This window comes from Candidatus Accumulibacter contiguus, from assembly GCF_012940005.1.
GTDB lineage: Bacteria > Pseudomonadota > Gammaproteobacteria > Burkholderiales > Rhodocyclaceae > Accumulibacter > Accumulibacter contiguus.
This window is the reverse complement of record NZ_SPMX01000056.1, coordinates 13,840-30,449: the sequence shown is the minus strand read 5'-3', so window position 1 is coordinate 30,449 and position 16,610 is coordinate 13,840. Positions and strand designations below refer to the sequence as shown.

Here is a 16,610-nt window from a genome sequence, read left to right as displayed (position 1 = left end):
TTCATTGCTGGTTGTCTTTCAACACGTGCCGAAGTGATGTGCTAACGATACCGGCGACCAACACATGGCACTGTGTGCAATGTCACAATGCCAGGCAATTGTCGTTACGAGAGAAGGGAATGGACGGCTTTTCCACTGACAATCATGCAAGTGCTCCCCTGGCCGAGCGCTTGCGACCGAAGTCGCTGGCCGAGGTGATCGGGCAGGCGCATCTGCTCGGTCCCGGAAAGCCGCTGGCGATGGCTTTTCAGTCCGGCCAGTTGCACAGCATGATCCTCTGGGGGCCGCCCGGAGTCGGCAAGACGACACTGGCGCGTCTCATGGCGGACGCCTTCGCTGCCGACTTCATCGCCATCTCGGCGGTCTTTGCAGGCGTCAAGGACATCCGCGAGGCGGTGGCACGTGCTGAAGTGACACGCGCCCGCAGTGGACGGCGGACGATTCTCTTCGTCGACGAAGTACATCGCTTCAACAAGGCACAGCAGGATGCCTTTCTGCCCTATGTGGAAGGCGGGCTGCTGACCTTTGTCGGCGCGACGACCGAGAACCCGTCGTTCGAAGTCAATTCGGCGCTGCTCTCGCGTGCTTCGGTTTACGTCTTGCATCCGCTCTCGGCCGACGAGATGGGCCAGCTCTTCGAGCGCGCGTGCCGGCAGGTCTTGCCGGGGCTGACTTTCGACGATGATGCGCGCTCGCGCCTGATCGGCCTCGCCGATGGCGATGCCCGACGCCTGCTCAACCTCATCGAGCAGATCGATACGGCAACCCAGACCTCCCCGGCGCGCAGCATCGACGGCGCCTTCATCGACCGCACGCTGGCGCAGAATCTGCGTCGCTTCGACAAGGGCGGAGATGCCTTTTTTGACCAGATCTCGGCGCTGCACAAGGCAGTTCGCGGATCGTCTCCGGATGCCGCGCTGTACTGGTTCTGCCGAATGCTCGACGGTGGCGCCGATCCACGCTATCTGGCGCGTCGCATCGTGCGCATGGCCTGGGAAGACATTGGCCTTGCCGATCCGCGCGCGGCGCGTATCGCGCTCGACGCGGCCGAGACCTTCGAACGTCTGGGTTCTCCCGAAGGCGAACTGGCGCTTGCCGAAGCACTGCTGTACCTGGCCATGGCGGCCAAGTCGAACGCCGCTTACCTCGCGTATAATGCCGCGCGCGGCTTCATCGGCGGTGACGGTTCACGGCCGGTGCCGGCGCATCTACGCAACGCGCCGACGCGACTGATGAAGAACCTGGGGTATGGGAAAGACTACCGCTATGCGCACGACGAGGTAGATGCCTACGCTGCCGGCGAGACCTATTTCCCCGAGGGTATGCCGGCGGTCGAGTGGTATCGACCGGTCGATCGCGGTCTCGAGATCCGGATTGGCGAGAAGCTCGCACATTTGCGCGAACTCGATCGCCAGGCAAGACAGAAGAAGGACTAAGCCCGCCGCTGCGCTTGCCGCTGTGCGCAGCCGGGAAAACGGACAGATTCGCGAGTCGCCGCGCGACCGCCAACGTGAGGATTGACCATGCTCGACATTCAGCTGCTGCGCAACAACATCGATGGCGTTGCCGAACGACTGGCCACGCGTGGTTTCACGCTCGACCGCTCGGCCTTCCAGGCACTCGAAAGCGAGCGCAAATCCCTGCAGACGCGCACGCAGGAGCTACAGGCGAATCGCAACAGTCTCTCGAAGCAGGTCGGCGTGCTCAAGAGCCGCGGCGAAGATGCCGCAGCAGTCATGGCGCAGGTGGCGGCACTGAAAGACGAGCTCGAGGCCAATGAAGTCCGTCTTGGCGAATTACTGAAGGAACTCGACGCATTTCTCTCGGGGCTTCCCAACCTGCCGCAGGACAGCGTGCCGATCGGCAGGTCTGACGCCGACAATGTCGAGATCAGGCGCTGGAGGGTGCCGCGCAGATTCGACTTCGCGGTCAAGGATCATGTCGATCTCGGCGAGGGGATCGGCCAGCTCGATTTCGCCACTGCCGCGAAAATCGCCGGTACGCGCTTTTCGCTGATGAGGGGAGAGCTGGCCCGCCTGCACCGTGTGCTTGCCCAGTTCATGCTCGATACGCACGTGACACAACATGGCTACACTGAAGTCTACGCGCCTTATCTGGTCAACGCTGCCAGCCTGACGGGTACCGGGCAGTTGCCGAAGTTCGAGGAAGATCTGTTCAAGATCCTGCGCGCGGACGCCGAACCCTTGTACCTGATCCCGACGGCGGAAGTGCCAGTCACCAACATCGTTCGCAACGAGATTCTCGCGGCCGATGAACTGCCGCTCAAGCTCGTCTGTCACACCCCGTGTTTTCGTTCGGAAGCCGGTTCCTATGGTCGCGACACGCGTGGCATGATCCGCCAGCACCAGTTCGACAAGGTTGAACTGGTGCAGATCGTCGCCGCAGGCGATTCGCTGGCTGCGCATGAGGAACTCACCGGGCATGCCGAGCGGATCCTCGAAATGCTCGATCTGCCTTACCGGCGGGTCACGCTATGTACCGGCGACATCGGTTTCTCGTCGGCGAAAACCTATGATCTTGAGGTCTGGCTGCCGGCACAGCAGGCCTATCGTGAAATCTCGTCATGCTCCAACTTCGAGGCGTTTCAGGCCAGACGCATGCAGGCGCGTTGCCGCAACGAGCGCAACAAGATCGAACTGGTGCACACCCTCAATGGCTCCGGTCTCGCCGTCGGACGCACCTTGGTGGCGATCATGGAAAACTTCCAGAATGCCGACGGCAGCATCAGCGTTCCGGAAGTGCTGCGTCCTTATCTCGGCGGGACCGAAAGAATCAGCGCGCGCTGAGCCGGCTGGCGATTCTCGCAAGAAAATGGCACCGTCCGTGCCTCATCGCTTCATCTTGTGCTACCATTCGCGCCCGACGGAGAGGTGGCAGAGTGGCCGAATGTACCTGACTCGAAATCAGGCGTAGGTGTGAGCCTACCGAGGGTTCGAATCCCTCCCTCTCCGCCAGTAACATATTGATTAAAAAACATATTGTTGATCTTTTGTCACTGTGTTCCAGCATGCTAAAGTCGCGATGTTTCCGCAACTATCGGAAACGATTTCCGCAACCTACGCTACCGTGTTGGTCGCACGCGCTTCCCGACACGCTGGTAGACGACCTTCGTAATCTGCTTGTCGGTGTGCCCGAGCAGGTCGCTGGCGTGATCTAAGGCCATCTCGCTCGCAGCCTTTGGGCGCGCATCGCGGAACTGAAATTGCCGGATACGAGCAGCGAGGCGTTGGTCACCAGCCTCTTCGGCTCGGACTGCAGCGACGTTACGAGCCGACGTGAACCGCAAGCGCAGCATGCCTGCGGTTAGCCTTTTTCCATCGGGTGTTGCTAATAGCCACAGGCTGCGCACCGTACGCACGCCGATACGATCCAGGAGCCGGCCGAGCTCGGTTCGGGCACCACTGTCCGGGTCTGTCAACATGATCGCCAAGCGCTTGGAGGTCTTTCCCTGCTGAACCGTAAGGGCGTCGTCTACGATGTCCCGCTGGGTGAAGCGGAGCACGTCGCCGGGGCGCTGGCCACTAAGATAGGCAAGGTCCATGGCGTCCTGGAGTTCGATGGCGGCGCAGTTTCGAACCGCTGTCCAGACGTCATCGTCAGCGTAGAAGTCACGCGGGGCTTCCTTGTTCTTCGCTACGCCAGCGCATGGATTCGTCTTCGCCGTATATCCCCACTCGCGCCCCTTGTTGAAGATGTGGGAGAATAGTGCAAGCTCGCGGTTTGCGGCGACAGTCGCGCGCTTTGCCGGGACGACCGTGCCGTCCTTGAGCGTCCGGGCCCGGGTCATCCGGTTGTCCCTATACTGTGCGATATGCTGCGGCGTGATGGCGTCAATTGGGGCCGCGTCGAAGACCGAACGTAACTTCGCGAGCTCGAGCCGGTTGCTGGCTTGGGTTTTTGGTGCCTTGTCAGGAATGACTTCGCGTGCGTAGCGGTCGAACACGATGCGCATTATTCCGGTTTCGACCGGGGCTGGCCTGCACTCCAGTTCAGCCCATTTGCGCTTCGCCTCGCCGAGGTCGGTGCCGAGTGGGATTTCCTTCCGGTTCCCCGCGTCGTCCCGCCCATCGTAGTAGTAGCCTTCCCACCGCTTGCCGCCCGCAAGCGTCCGTACTCTACGGAGCATGCGGGGTGGCAGGTCTCGGGCTGAGGATTTCGGGCGCATACGGATAGAATAATACTTCGACTAGCGGATACTGGAAAAGTCCGGCACCCATTTTCCCATTGTAGCCATAGTCGCGGGGTTGATCCCTGTGAGCTTTAGCCGGGCGTACAAGCGCCCGACAATGGGATTGCCGGCCTTGGTCTTGTGGAATGTCCAGGCGTTGTCGGTAAGCCACTGAATCTGGTCGGATCTTCTTCCGCAGCCGGTTATTTCGGCGATTTCATCCGGAGTCAGAATCTCGCTGGAGAGGGCCATCTCGAAAACTGCGGGCATATCTTACTCTGTCAATCAGGGTTCGATGCTGCAAGCACGGCATCCGACGAACCTATAGGGTTTCGTGCAGACGATTCTGCGGCGGTAGAACGGACTGCGGTCGCGATGTAGTACCCGGGTGTCAGCCGGTAAGGAGGTCCGAAGCCTCCCGAAGTTCTCAGTGTCTCTGGTCGAACTTGGGTTCATTTGCTCACCGTCGACGAACACCATGCGCAGAGACGTGTTGCGTACAACAGTCGGGATTCGCTGACGGGGGGCATCACGTCAGACGTGAAACCAAGAACATCATTTGGCGATGGGTTGCAACGCAATTCCAAAGGTTCGTCATTTAGTATCCGCCCCATATCGTCAGCGACCGTACGAGTGATCGCTGCCCTAGCGAGAACCGGTAGCCGGCTTTGGCAGCCTGCGACAACCGCTCGGTCGTGGAACGTGTTGCACTGCACCTAGTTGTCGTCCAGTGGGTTTCCAGCCGAGGCTTCCGCCGCTATTTCGAGATCCTGACCAAGTGTGGTCTCACCTACCTCATCTTCCATCTTCCCCTCCTCCTTCCTCCGCGCCGCCAGCACCGCCCGGCTGGCAATCTGCCGAATCTGCCCCGCCAGACGAAGAATCCGCCGTTTCCAGTCGTACACCCCGCGCGCGTACTGGCTGTCCGTGACGACCGATGACAGCCAGAGGGCATCCATCTGGGCCAGCATGCTGTCGAACTCACGAATGATCGCCAGATACCGGATCGCCCGCGGCGAGGTGATCTGAGCGTCGACGGTCTTGGCGCTGGTGTAGCCGATGGCGGTTTCGATCCCGTTGCTCTCGACGACCTCTCGGATGCGCAGGGATTCCTGGCGCAGATCCTCCAGGGTCTGGTCGATCAGCGCATCGACCAGGGCGTCGACTTCCTGCGCCTGAGCTTCCGATCCGATGAACCGCAGGACCACGCTCAACGAGAACAGCGCGTTGGCGCACATCTCGTAGCCGCGGTCGAAGACCTGCTGCGCATGTAGCGAATTGAGCATCGCCTTCTGCGTCAGGAATGGCCGGCTGTGGTCCTGCCTGACCGACGGAATCTGCGTCGATACGCTGCGCTGCTTTTGCGCCATGGCCTGTCTCTGGTGGTGTCGACCAGTCACAGCGTAGCCATTGGACTTCGGTGGAGACGTTCGAAAAGCAACCAGAGAAAGCGCTTTTCACTCTCCTGCGACGCTGGCCCGGGCCACAGAATTCAACCATCTCTCGTTCCGCCTAGGCCGATCGAAGTGAAGGTAGCTGGCCTTCGTCACAAACAGCATTTTCTTCCACCCCCGGCGGGGTCGCCCCGTCAGGATACGGCGGCATCCCTGCCTTCATCATCAGGAGGCCCCATGCCCTCGTTGAACCGAGTCACCCTTATCGGCCATCTCGGCGCCGACCCCGACCTGCGCGTCACCCCGAACCGCGAGACGATCGCCACGATCCGCCTCGCGACGACGGAGACCACCAAGGACAAGTCGTCCGGTGAACGCAAGGAAACCACCGAATGGCACCGTGTGGTTTTTTTTAACCGTCTGGCCGAAGTCGTTGGCGAGTATCTCAGGAAAGGCGCCCCGATCTACGTCGAAGGCCGCATCCAGACCCGCAAATGGCAGGACCAGGCGGGTCAGGATCGTTACACCGTCGAGATCGTCGCCAGCGAGATGCAGATGCTCGGCGCTCGCCCGTCCGCGAACGCTGCGCCAGCGTCTGGTCAGGCGCAGCGTCGTGCCAAGAGTGCTCCGTCTGATCCGGCAACCGCTCCGGCATTCGACGAAGTCGCGGCGATCGAGCCGTTCTGAGCCGATCGTGACTTCTTTCCCCCACCGGGCGGTCCGTCTCCCCGGTCGGGAGCCGACCCCAATCCCATTTCAGGAGGTTTGTTGATGGAGCGCGTCATTCTCGTTCTCGCCCTGTTGGCAGGGTTGCATCTGATTCTCTCCTTTCTCCGCTCCGCCGCGCAGACCGTCCAGGACTGGCTTCTCCAGAAGCCCGCACCGACGGTCACGCCCGAGCTGGCAAAGGAAGCCAGGACCGACTGGCGGCCGTACCACGTTCCGGCTTGCCAGCGCCGGAGTCTGATCGAACCCGATCGCGTCAAGAGCGGCGAGGCTTCCTTCGAAGTCATCGCCTGAAATCTCATCCCCGAGCGGGGGCATCGTCCCCGTGTCAGGGGAGGGTGCCCCCTTTTTCTTTCCTGGAGGCATCTCATGATTCTCGTTCTAATCGCTTGCGGCATCTCCGGCTGGATCATCAGCCGGCCAATTGTCCGCGTTCTGGGGCTCTGACCATGGCCCTCGACCCGGCGCAGGAGGCCATCGTGCCATCCAATCCCCTTCTCGATCGACTCTTCAAGGCGCTCCCGATCGCACCTGCCTGTGATCTCCACCAGAGACTCCAGGCAGGCCGCACCGATCCGGAAACCCGCACGTTGCTGCGCAGGGCACTCGCCCTTTCGCAGCCAGCGCGAACAGTCGCCTGAACCCCGCCCCGGCCTGCCGGGGCTTTCCCGAGCGCGTTCGCTGAGCGCCTTCCGGAAAGCAGTCTTTGAGCGAGCGCCATGGATTCTCATGCGCCCGAGCAAGTCGCGGTCGCTGGCCGCAGAAAAAAAGCAGCAATTCATCCACCCGTCCGGGGACGCTTTCCCCGGTAGGGGCAGGTGACTCCGGCATTCTCATTCTGGAGGCACCATGCATCCGAGACATCCTGGCCTGCTGCACCTGCCGGCCAAGCAGTATCACGCCGATCAGTCGATCGGACACTCCGGCATCCTCAAGATGCTCAAGAGTCCCGCGCATCTGCGCGAAACGCTGGACCATCCGCCGCCACCGACACCGGCGATGGCGTTGGGTAGTGCGGTTCACAGCTATGTCCTCGAGCCGGAGCGCTTTTCCGAGGAGTTCGTGGTCGCCGAGAAGTTCGATCGCCGCACCAAGGAAGGCAAGGAAGCCGCTGCCCGGTTCGAGGAGGCCACCCAGGGCAAGACCCTGATCACCCCCGAGGATCTGGCGACCCTGAGCCGGATGCGTGCAGCCGTACTCGCCCACCAGGGAGCGGCCAGACTGCTCGAGCAGGGAGAAGCCGAGCTATCGGCTTTCTGGAGCGATCCAGCCACCGGCATCGCCTGCCGGTGTCGTCCCGACTGGTTCAACGAGACAGCCATCGTCGATCTCAAGAGCTGTCTCGATGCCAGCAGCCGCGGCTTTTCCCGCGCCATCGCCAACCTCGGCTACGACGTCCAGGCGGCGTTCTACGTCGATGGAATCAAGCGCGTGACCGGCAGGGAGCTACCCTTTCTCTTCGTCGCCGTCGAGAAGGATCCACCGCATGCCGTCGCGGTGTATCGGGCCGATCCGGAAATCATCGAGATCGGTCGCAGGAAGTATCAGGCCGCGCTGCAGCTCTTGAAGTGGTGCCAGGAGTCCGGCACCTGGCCGGCGTACCAGCCGGCGGGCGAGGTCGAACTGATCTCCTTGCCGCGCTGGGCCGCCAACGCCGAAGCCTTCGCGTTCGACGCCGCCTGAGCGGCCGTTTTCTGTAGTTCATCCACCCCGGCGGGGAACCAGTCCCCGCTTTGGGCGACAGGGTGTCTCCGCCGTTCCTCTTTGGAGAAAACCATGTCACAAACCTTGCGCAACCTCCAGAAGTCCCGTCAGGGGACTCCGACCCATGTCGTCTCCTTTCCGGCGATGCTCGAACAGTTCAAGGGCGAGGTCGCCCGGGCCTTGCCCCGGCATCTCAGCCCGGATCGCATGGTGCGGATCGCGCTGACCGCCTTCCGCCTGAATCCGAAACTCGCCGATGTCGATCCGCGCAGCGTCTTCGCGGCCGTCATCCAGTCCAGCCAGCTCGGCCTGGAAGTTGGCCTGATGGGCGAAGCGCACCTCGTCCCGTTTGGTAGCCAGTGCCAGTTGATTCCCGGCTATCAGGGCTTGATGAAGCTCGCCCGCAACAGTGGCCTGGTGCAGGATATCTACGGTCACGAAGTCCGGATCAACGACCGTTTCGACATCGTCCTCGGTCTCAATCGATCGTTGATGCACGAGCCGTTGAAGCAGAACGGCTTTCCGGCTGCCGACGAGGAGCGAGGCGCGATCGTCGGGTTTTATGCCGTCGCGGTGTTCAAGGACGGTACCCGCACCTTCCACGCCCTGTCGAAAGAGCAGGTCGAGCAGGTTCGGGATCATTCCCGCGGCTACCAGATGGCCAGGAAACTCCGCAAGGAGAGTCCGTGGGACACGCATTTTGTCCCGATGGGTCTCAAGACGGTGATTCGCCGCTTGTGCCATCTGCTGCCGAAATCACCCGAGCTGGCGATGGCGCTGGCGATGGATGAGATCAACGAGCGCGGTGAGACCCAGAACCTCGGGATCGCCGAGGCCATCGACGGCTCCTGGGCGCCGGTCCTCGACGAGCCGCCGGATGACGCCGGCCAGGCGTCCGACCCGGCACGCGTGGCGACCCGCAAACCGCTCGCCGATCTGCTGGCGAGCATCGGTCAGGCGTTATCGATCGAGGCCCTGGACGAGGTCTACGCGCAGGCGGAAGACTTTGTCGCCGGCGACGATCTCGAGCAGCTCCTACGCGCCTATCGCAGCCGCAAGGCGGCGTTGACGCAGCCGTCGCAATCGTCCCCATCGTCACCGATCCGCGGCGTGGTCAACAGCCCGTCGGTCTGAGCAGCGATGCCGAGGTTCTCCCCGTCCCGGGCGAGCACCTCGGCCGCTCACCTCGGAGACAGTGATGCACGCGGACGACGAACCCATGCCGCAGCCGCCGGCGTCTGTCAGAGGGAAGGGCGGGGCAGGAGCCGAGAGAAACGCCTTGTGGACTGACGAAGATCTTGTCCGTCTGCATGGGCATCTCCTGGAGAAGTCACTGCGCGATCTCTTCGATGCGCGGGTTTCCGCGGCGACGCGGCGCGACATTCTCGCCTGGCTGCGTGCACCGCAGGAGTGGCCAGGCGCCTTCTCGTACCGCAGATGCTGCGCGCTGTTTGGCCTCGACTCCGACGACATCCGCGAGCGGGTGCTGGCGCGTCATCGGCATTGTTTTCCAGATTGATCAACCCATCGCGGCAAGACGGCCCAGCCGCGTTCGGGAACCACCGGTCGCCCCGGGGACTCCTGCCCGACCAGGCAGTGGTTCCCGGGGCATTTTTTTGCCGCCGTCTGCTGCGGGGTCACGTGATTGGCGCCATTCGCTGGCCAGCGGACGGCCTCGCGGATCAACGGCCCTCGGCACACGAGTTCCCGGACCGCCGTGGCTCAGTCGATGCGCAGCAGCACGACGCGATCGTTGTAGGTATCGATGACCCAGACGTAGGGCGCGCGGGCAAGCACGGCCTCGGGCTTGTGGAAGGCATCAGCGGCGCGGCCGCGCTTGCCGCTGCCGAGCACACCGAGCAGTTGATGGCTGCGATCAAGGAGCAGGATGCGATGATTGTACTCGTCGGCCAGCCAGACGCGATCGCCGTCGATGGCGAGGTATTTCGGCCCGCTCAGGCCGAGCGCAGCGCCGAAGCTGGCGCGATGCTGCAGTGCGGCGTCGAACACCTGGACGCGGTTATTGGCCGAATCGACGACATACACCGTGCCATCGCTTGCGACTTCGACGTCATGCGGATTGCGCAGCTCGCCGTCCCTGCTGCCTGGGCCGCCGGCCGTTTGCACCAGCTTTCCGTCGCGAAACACGCTGAGCGTCGCCTTGCGCGTGTTGGTGACGAGGATCCGGCCGTCGGGCATGACCGCTACCCCTTCCGGGCCGGCGAGACCCTTCAGTTCGCCGACCAGCTTGGCCTGTGCGCCCTTGATCTCGTAGATTGCCACGCGGTCGTTGCCGGTGTCGGCGACGAGCAGTCGACCGGCTTGGTCGAACTCGGCATCGTGCGGATAGGACAACTCACCGGCACCGAAGCGGCCGACCGGTTTCAGCGTCATGGCTTCGAGAACCTGGATGCGGCTGTTGCGCATGTCGGTCAGATAGATGAGTTGGCCGTCCGGCGAAAAGGCCGCGTCGTGAGGTTGCGAAAGCCCATCTGCGAACTCGGCCAGCTGCGTTGCGCGCAGGCCCGTTTGCGCAAAGGTTGGCAGAGACAACAGGAAGAGAGCGGCCAATACAAAGATGCGCATGCTCATTCACCTCGCCGGTGTGAATTCAGTCGGGGTTTGATCGAACCGAGCAAACGGGGCTCGCCCGATCCGTTCAGCGCGAACAGACTGCCGCCACCTGACGCTATGCCCTCGCGGGTGAAGGCATTGATGGTGATCTGATGCGCGACCAGAACCACAGGTGCGCCCTTGTCGGCAGTCCAGCCAGGAGTGCAAGCAAAGCAGCCAGCGTGATCTTGGGCTCTTTGTGGAGCGTGGATAGAAGGAATTCAGCGCCGGCAGTGGCTCGACGGGACGCTGGTTGAGAAGCCGCGCGGTAGCCAGGCAAGTCTTACATGTCCTCAAATCGCAGCTTTGCTTCCACTGGGCCAAACTGCCTGATCTTGGCATCGATGCGGCTGGCACCCGGCGATGCGCTTCAGTTTTGGAGACCGGCTCTGCATCTTGTTTCTCCCCTCTCACTCGCCTGCTATAGCCTCGGTCAGGGCTTTTCCCGGCTTGAATTTGACGACCTTCTTGGCGGCGATTCTCAGAGCAGCGCCGGTGGCTGGGTTTCGTCCCTCTCGGGCCGCGCGTTCGGTGACCTCGAACGTACCGAAACCAATCAGTTGCACGGACTCGCTCTTGACCAGAGACTCCGTGACGGCTTCAATGAAGCCGTCGAGCAGCACCGCGGTGGCCGCTTTGGTTTGACCTGTCTTTGCGGCCACGGCATCAACCAGTTCGGCTTTGTTCATGTCATTTCCTTTGGATTTGGGTTGTTTCAAAGCGGGCGTTGAAGGCTAATTGCGTATTGTGCCTCAAGGGGTCGCTCAGAATAGCACTGGACTAGCACGGGCAACTTTTCGTCATTCTGGCGCTTCGTCATTGGAGTGCGCGCGGCCAGATAGAACGCAGTGGGCCGGAACCGACCCTGAACCGATGGCCGGGGCTTTGGAAAGCGGTCATTCATCGCAACGGCCCGACACGCGAGAGCGGCCGTTCGGTTTTCGGCGGTGCTGTTCTCGCCTGACCGGCAGCTTTGAAGCGGTTGTGGTCGTTCAGCATCGCCGGGCGTACTCGCGCAAAGTGACATCGAGCAGTCGTTCAGCCAGAGGTGCGGCTCGCGGAAATGACCTATGAATGATGCACGGGGGACGTAGGCTGTCCGCGATGCAAGTTCATGAGCGGGTGCCTTGCGTTCCTTGCATATTTTTTCGTCGGCCGGACCGCCAAGCTGCATGGTTGCCGCGCGAAGGGCGCGCGGTCCTCCCCTTCGCTAACCCCACCAGCAGCACCTAAGCATAAGGAGCACCGCAATGCTGCAGCAAGTAATTGATTATTCGCTACGATTTCTGCATTGTCTGTATTATATCGCGCAACTTACTGGGTTGGGTTGGGTTCCATGATGGATGCGCAACCTTAATCACCGCAAAGCAGATTCACGCACTTAAGTAGCACTGGATTCGTGCCAATTGAATCATTGCAGTGGTTCGTCGATAGAAGGACACTTCTACCATCAGAAACGGAGCCCAGCATGGCCAACTCAAAGCAATCCCAGACCCGGCGCCTCAAAATGTCCGAGCGCGCGCAGCAGCAGCTCGCTCTGCATTTCCCGGACGTGCCCGAGACACTGTTGTGGCGGCGCAAGAGCAACGACGGATTCACAAACCGCGTGACAGATGCGGAATGCGGCCGGTGGAGCGCATCGTTAGGCGTCATTTGAAGGCTCTGCGAGTAGCCTTTCAAGTTCCCCTGACTCGTGTATCTGCTTGAAGGCTGAAGCTGCCAACGAGCGTGCCTTCTCCTGATGCCTCAATCGCTCAATGAGTACACGTGCGCGTTCGTACTGCTCATCAAGGTACTCGCAGAGCGCGATGCATCCTTCGTTTGACTCCAAGTCGTACACGAGCAATGTTGAATGCACTAGCTGATTGCGCTCCTTTGTAAGGCGCTTCCACTCGGAGCGCATCTGCTTCAAGACTTCGGGAGTGGCATCAATCGAATGCGAGAATGAGAACAGGATCTCTGACCCGATTTCCGGCTCCTCCGCGTCTTGTTTCGGACCCAGCACCTGTCGTGAATAGGTTTCCGTCAGCGTCCCAAGGCTGGCCTTCTTCGCGGCTCGCTTGTTCTGCAAAATCTGGGACTCGATCTGCTGAAACGATCCCACGAGCTTGGTTGTGGGCAGCAGCAACTTGAGCAGCGCCTCAATGGACTGGAAACGCTGAAGGTTGCGCCCCACACGCCAGAGGGCGGAATCTCTTGGGCTGAGTTCTGGCTGAGCCGGATGCATGTATGACGCCTAACGTGGCGCTCAGCTGCGCGCCTCAGCGCGTCGGTTGCGGCAGCGGGTTAGAGAGCATTTCACCGACGCTCCAAACCACCGACCCGATGTACGGTCTGAACGGGTGTGCCCCCAAGCCTAGACACTTCTCGGCGAGGCGAATTGCCCCTTCCCAGTGCGCTGAAGTGCACGGGTTTGGGACGTCCGGGGCATTAGCAAAGTAAACGAACAGAAGGTAGGCATCGCGCTTATTGAGTTCTCGTAGATAGTAAAGGTGTGCAAGACGGTTGGCGTACTGATAGAGGGGCTCTTCCCAGTTGGCATCTGCTGTGGCTCGAAATGCAGCTTTGGCGGTTGCCAACGCCTTACTGATCCTCGCCTTCGAATCCGCGCCAGCCTTGCTCTTGTAGTCGACTGCCTCCTCGATGTACGCCTTTGCTTCAACGAGGATGAGCTTACCCGACTTGGTTCTAGCAAGACCATCCCATCGCGGGCCGCTTTTCGGCCAAAAGTCGTTCAGCGGGACATCAAGTTCGCCAAGACCAAGGCGATCGACGAATTCTTGATCGAAGTACTCCGCAAAATCGTCGGAACGTACGGGTGAAAGCCACTCGATGGTGTCAGTAGCGTCGATCCCAAGGGCGGTCTGGACGCGTTGGTTCAGTACGACCTCGTATTGGTTGACCGCAACCCGCAGCCAATGTTCGCTGCGTTGAGTTGTTGCTGGACGAGTGCGACGAGGCATGCTTTGCTCTCTAACGTTCGCGTTCAGGGGCCGGACACGGCCTTGTGCGGCCGGCACCTTGGAACGTGGGGTTGGGCACCAGGTTACTGAGGACGGAGTCGAGCAAGCGCATCATACAACGCCCTCGTAAGGTCTCGAGCGTCCTGTGCGTAGTGGGTTGCTCGGTGGCAGTTGGGGCATAGCGCAACCGTGTTGCATACCGTATCCCCGCCTCCATCCGCGAGTTTTCGAACGTGATGTATTTCCAAGTATGGAGTCCCTCTCACAGTTCTAAATGGTGCGTGGGCTCTACAAAGTTCGCATTTGCCTTCCGCGTACTGCTGGACCCGTGCAGCGACAAGGGGATCTCTGTAGTAAGCGGTACCGCCAGAAATTTCTACCTTACTTGGGTGTATGTTCCCCGGCGGATCCTGTGTTACTCCTTCGGCAAGAAGGACGGCTACTCTCTTCTCGAACTCCGTGAACTCTGGGGTAGGTTCCAGTGCAGCAACTCTGCAGGCCGTGCACTCGAATCCTGGCTTCCCGATTTCGTTGACGCGCAGATACTCAATCGCTTCGGTTGCTGAGTCAAAGCAGTGCTTTGAGTAGTTGGTCCTAGCCTCGGGATGGTTCCAAAACGAATTGCATTTCGGCCGGTGCGCCTTTAGGTAGGTTGGGTTCAGTCGGCCAGGACTGGAGTTCACAACAATCCCGCCAGGATTGCTCAAAGCCCATTCCTCAAACTCATTCTCCTGGCCGTCAAAGCGGCGATACGTCATTCAAATTGCCTTTCGTCCGAGCGCACGATCTGGTGCTCAACAGCTATTAAACGGACCCACCGGTCCGCATATGTAGTGATAGTACGGAGAGGATGACATTGGTGTGTAAATAAGGGGTTGTCTCAACTGTGAATGACCGCTGATGAGCAAGTTTCTGATAGGCCGCTTGTGGCCGATTGCCGACCGACGCCATCCTACACCCGGTGACCGCTCCCGCTTAAAAGCTGTCGGTCAGGCGAGAATAGCACCGCCGAAAGCCGAACGGCCGTTTTCGCGTTGTCCGGTGGTGCGGTGAAAGACTGCTTTCAAGAGCCTCCACCGTCTGCCCCGGGTCGGGAGTGTGAATTTGCCAATATGGCAAGTTGTCGTTCGGGACGGCCCTCAGCCCAATGGCTGAAATGCAGCGCATTGCGGTTTGAGCTGGCACAGAACCCCACCGGCAGCTGACGCCGACAAGCGGAAGATCACAACGACTTTGCGAGAGGCGGCTTCACTTCACGTAGCCGACGATGACGACCTCGACCGTCGAATGGATTTACGGGTGACCGCGAAGGCAAAGAACTTCAACATCGAAGCCTGAAGCGTCGAGGACTATGGCCGCCACCGTTAGCCCGATATTTCGTTCCGGCGCTGCTGGACAACACTCGGCATCATGAGCAACTCGTTTTGCCGCTCCACTCGGGAGGCTGCTCAAACCGACCATCGCTCAACTCTGGTCACAGATTCCGGGTTGCCGTAGGGCTGCTCCCCAAGCCAAGAACTGCACGCGCCCTGCCAATCTTGAAGCGGACAGACGGACTACCGAAATCGATACTTTCCGGTCACGTTTCGGCGGTCTGGATTCACCGTGACTACGTACCATCGTCGCTGCTCGCTCCCTCGCAAGTCTTCCCCGGCCACCGCGCCGGGGCTTTTCGGAGGGGGTTCGCCGAGCCCCCTGCGCAAAGCCGATCGAATTTCGTTCCCGCACCCTAAGGGCAGGATCGAGGTGTGGTAGCTGGCCACGACAAAACAAGCAGCAGCATCCACCCCGCCGGGGAGCGTATCCCGGCGGGGCTACCTCCAGACCGCGCGGAGATTTCCCACCCGGCCGGCCGGGACCTTTCCAGGGATCCCCGGTCAGGGGTGCTTCGGAAGGTCCCGGTCGGGACATTCCATGGAGGCACCAATGATGAAATACGAGTACCAGGCGTCGCGTGTCAAGGAAGACGCCCGCGGACGGTGGCAGCGGGTCCTGTCCGACCTCGCGCCGGCTTTGCAGGACGCCGTGGCAAAGCGGGGGAAGCATGTCCCTTGCCCGGTCCATGGTGGCCGCGATGGCTTTCGGGTTTTTCCCGATGTCAGCGAAACCGGCGGTGGCGTCTGCAATACCTGCGGCTACTTCGTCGACGGATTCTCACTGCTGATGTGGATCAACGGCTGGGATTTTGGCCAGACGATTCGCGAAGTCGCGCAGCAGCTCGTGGGCCCCAGCCGCCAGCGTAGCGAGGAGAGCGTCGCCTGGGGTGGGCCGCAGTGGCTCTGCGGACGATACCACACGCCGCGAACAGCTCAACCGCACCTGGCGGGAATCGCTGCCATTTACCCACCCAGCAGCTGAACCGGCTCGCCGGTACCTGACGCGACGCGGCCTGGCCGCACGAGCGCCCGAGGCCCTGCGCTTTCATCCCGACCTGGGGTACTACGCAGATCAGCGCCTCGTCAGGTGCTATCCCGCAATCCTCGCGCAGGTGACCGGGCAGGGCGGCGATGCCGTTACCCTGCATCGCACCTACCTGACCGTCGATGGCGACAAAGCGCCAGTGGACGCGCCGAAGAAGCTGATGCGCCACGAGACGGCGAAACAGTTGACCGGCGGCGCGATCCGCCTGGTCGCGCCGGGCAGGCGCCTGGCGGTGACCGAAGGCATCGAGACGGCGTTGGCCGTGATCGAGGTCACCGGCCTCCCAACCTGGGCGACCGGCAACGCTCATCTTCTGGAAACCTTCGTTCCGCCGCCCGGCGTGCGTCAGGTCCTCGTCTTTGCCGACAAGGATCGACCGTCTCGACAGCATCCTTCCGGTCACGGACAGGAAGCGGCGAGAGGACTGGTGACTCGCCTCTGGGCCATGGGGATTCGCGCCGGCGCCATCGCGCCAACGCTCGATATTCCCGCAGAGAGAAAGGGCGTCGATTGGCTCGATGTGTTCAACCGGCTTGGCAAGGCCGGGTTTCCTGCCCTCGGCAGCGTCGACACGGCGCTGACCCGAGCCGCCTGATCAGG

General features: G+C 61.3%; 18 protein-coding genes and 1 tRNA gene. 11 read left to right on the top strand and 8 right to left on the bottom strand.

Annotated features, from left to right (window positions below; all coding sequences use genetic code 11):
* Nucleotides 1-119 precede the first annotated feature (119 nt).
* The 3 genes from E4Q08_RS17280 (at nucleotide 120) to E4Q08_RS17270 (ending at nucleotide 2,975) form a co-directional block, all read left to right on the top strand.
* The gene (locus E4Q08_RS17280; RefSeq protein WP_034911195.1) at nucleotides 120-1,436 is read left to right on the top strand and encodes a replication-associated recombination protein A; all 1,317 of its coding nucleotides are present in this window, start codon (nucleotides 120-122) and stop codon (nucleotides 1,434-1,436) included.
* An 87-nt stretch (nucleotides 1,437-1,523) separates the two neighbouring features.
* The gene (serS, locus tag E4Q08_RS17275; RefSeq protein ID WP_034911197.1) at nucleotides 1,524-2,807 is read left to right on the top strand and encodes a serine--tRNA ligase; all 1,284 of its coding nucleotides are present in this window, start codon (nucleotides 1,524-1,526) and stop codon (nucleotides 2,805-2,807) included.
* Between the two features lie 78 nt (nucleotides 2,808-2,885).
* A tRNA-Ser gene (locus E4Q08_RS17270) sits at nucleotides 2,886-2,975 on the top strand.
* Between the two features lie 107 nt (nucleotides 2,976-3,082).
* On the opposite strand, the gene E4Q08_RS17265 is transcribed toward E4Q08_RS17270, so the two are convergent.
* The 3 genes from E4Q08_RS17265 to E4Q08_RS17255 form a co-directional block, all read right to left on the bottom strand.
* Nucleotides 3,083-4,186, bottom strand: coding sequence for a tyrosine-type recombinase/integrase (locus E4Q08_RS17265; RefSeq protein ID WP_169071281.1), 1,104 nt, complete (start codon nucleotides 4,184-4,186; stop codon nucleotides 3,083-3,085).
* A 21-nt stretch (nucleotides 4,187-4,207) separates the two neighbouring features.
* On the bottom strand, nucleotides 4,208-4,441 hold the full coding sequence (locus tag E4Q08_RS17260; protein ID WP_169071280.1) for a DUF4224 domain-containing protein: 234 nt from the start codon (nucleotides 4,439-4,441) through the stop codon (nucleotides 4,208-4,210).
* A 464-nt stretch (nucleotides 4,442-4,905) separates the two neighbouring features.
* The gene (locus E4Q08_RS17255; RefSeq protein ID WP_169071279.1) at nucleotides 4,906-5,559 is read right to left on the bottom strand and encodes a hypothetical protein; all 654 of its coding nucleotides are present in this window, start codon (nucleotides 5,557-5,559) and stop codon (nucleotides 4,906-4,908) included.
* Between the two features lie 261 nt (nucleotides 5,560-5,820).
* On the opposite strand from E4Q08_RS17255, the gene ssb reads away from it, so the two are divergent.
* The 5 genes from ssb (at nucleotide 5,821) to E4Q08_RS17230 (ending at nucleotide 9,532) form a co-directional block, all read left to right on the top strand.
* The gene (gene ssb, locus E4Q08_RS17250) at nucleotides 5,821-6,270 is read left to right on the top strand and encodes a single-stranded DNA-binding protein (RefSeq protein WP_169071278.1); all 450 of its coding nucleotides are present in this window, start codon (nucleotides 5,821-5,823) and stop codon (nucleotides 6,268-6,270) included.
* Nucleotides 6,271-6,354: 84 nt separating this feature from the next.
* Nucleotides 6,355-6,603 (top strand): hypothetical protein, encoded by a 249-nt coding sequence (locus E4Q08_RS17245; RefSeq protein ID WP_169071277.1) that lies wholly within the window; start codon nucleotides 6,355-6,357, stop codon nucleotides 6,601-6,603.
* Nucleotides 6,604-7,158: 555 nt separating this feature from the next.
* Nucleotides 7,159-7,992, top strand: a complete 834-nt coding sequence (locus tag E4Q08_RS17240; protein ID WP_169071276.1) for a PD-(D/E)XK nuclease-like domain-containing protein — start codon at nucleotides 7,159-7,161, stop codon at nucleotides 7,990-7,992.
* 93 nt (nucleotides 7,993-8,085) lie between these two features.
* Complete coding sequence (locus E4Q08_RS17235; protein WP_169071275.1) at nucleotides 8,086-9,147, top strand: recombinase RecT; 1,062 nt, start codon at nucleotides 8,086-8,088, stop codon at nucleotides 9,145-9,147.
* 64 nt (nucleotides 9,148-9,211) lie between these two features.
* Nucleotides 9,212-9,532 (top strand): hypothetical protein, encoded by a 321-nt coding sequence (locus E4Q08_RS17230; RefSeq protein WP_169071274.1) that lies wholly within the window; start codon nucleotides 9,212-9,214, stop codon nucleotides 9,530-9,532.
* Between the two features lie 203 nt (nucleotides 9,533-9,735).
* Here E4Q08_RS17230 and E4Q08_RS17225 read toward each other — a convergent pair whose 3' ends face one another.
* On the bottom strand, nucleotides 9,736-10,605 hold the full coding sequence (locus E4Q08_RS17225) for an NHL repeat-containing protein (protein ID WP_169071273.1): 870 nt from the start codon (nucleotides 10,603-10,605) through the stop codon (nucleotides 9,736-9,738).
* A gap of 431 nt (nucleotides 10,606-11,036) precedes the next feature.
* Complete coding sequence (locus tag E4Q08_RS17220; protein WP_169071272.1) at nucleotides 11,037-11,315, bottom strand: HU family DNA-binding protein; 279 nt, start codon at nucleotides 11,313-11,315, stop codon at nucleotides 11,037-11,039.
* Nucleotides 11,316-12,094: 779 nt separating this feature from the next.
* Between E4Q08_RS17220 and E4Q08_RS17215 the strand changes: the two genes are divergently transcribed.
* Entirely contained in the window at nucleotides 12,095-12,283 is a 189-nt protein-coding gene (locus E4Q08_RS17215; protein WP_169071256.1) for a hypothetical protein, read from the top strand.
* On the opposite strand, the gene E4Q08_RS17210 is transcribed toward E4Q08_RS17215, so the two are convergent.
* From E4Q08_RS17210 to E4Q08_RS17200, 3 genes are all read right to left on the bottom strand, one after another.
* Entirely contained in the window at nucleotides 12,269-12,853 is a 585-nt protein-coding gene (locus E4Q08_RS17210) for a hypothetical protein (protein ID WP_169071271.1), read from the bottom strand. The two genes, E4Q08_RS17215 and E4Q08_RS17210, sit on opposite strands and share 15 nt — an antisense overlap.
* Nucleotides 12,854-12,887: 34 nt before the next feature.
* The gene (locus E4Q08_RS17205) at nucleotides 12,888-13,589 is read right to left on the bottom strand and encodes a hypothetical protein (protein ID WP_169071270.1); all 702 of its coding nucleotides are present in this window, start codon (nucleotides 13,587-13,589) and stop codon (nucleotides 12,888-12,890) included.
* A gap of 83 nt (nucleotides 13,590-13,672) precedes the next feature.
* Nucleotides 13,673-14,347, bottom strand: coding sequence for an HNH endonuclease (locus E4Q08_RS17200; RefSeq protein ID WP_169071269.1), 675 nt, complete (start codon nucleotides 14,345-14,347; stop codon nucleotides 13,673-13,675).
* Between the two features lie 1,168 nt (nucleotides 14,348-15,515).
* On the opposite strand from E4Q08_RS17200, the gene E4Q08_RS17195 reads away from it, so the two are divergent.
* Together E4Q08_RS17195 and E4Q08_RS25835 are read left to right on the top strand one after the other, a co-directional pair.
* Complete coding sequence (locus E4Q08_RS17195; RefSeq protein WP_169071268.1) at nucleotides 15,516-15,947, top strand: primase-helicase zinc-binding domain-containing protein; 432 nt, start codon at nucleotides 15,516-15,518, stop codon at nucleotides 15,945-15,947.
* Nucleotides 15,853-16,605, top strand: coding sequence for a DUF7146 domain-containing protein (locus E4Q08_RS25835; RefSeq protein WP_169071267.1), 753 nt, complete (start codon nucleotides 15,853-15,855; stop codon nucleotides 16,603-16,605). The genes E4Q08_RS17195 and E4Q08_RS25835 overlap by 95 nt, the downstream gene beginning before the upstream one ends.
* The last annotated feature ends 5 nt before the right edge of the window (nucleotides 16,606-16,610 follow it).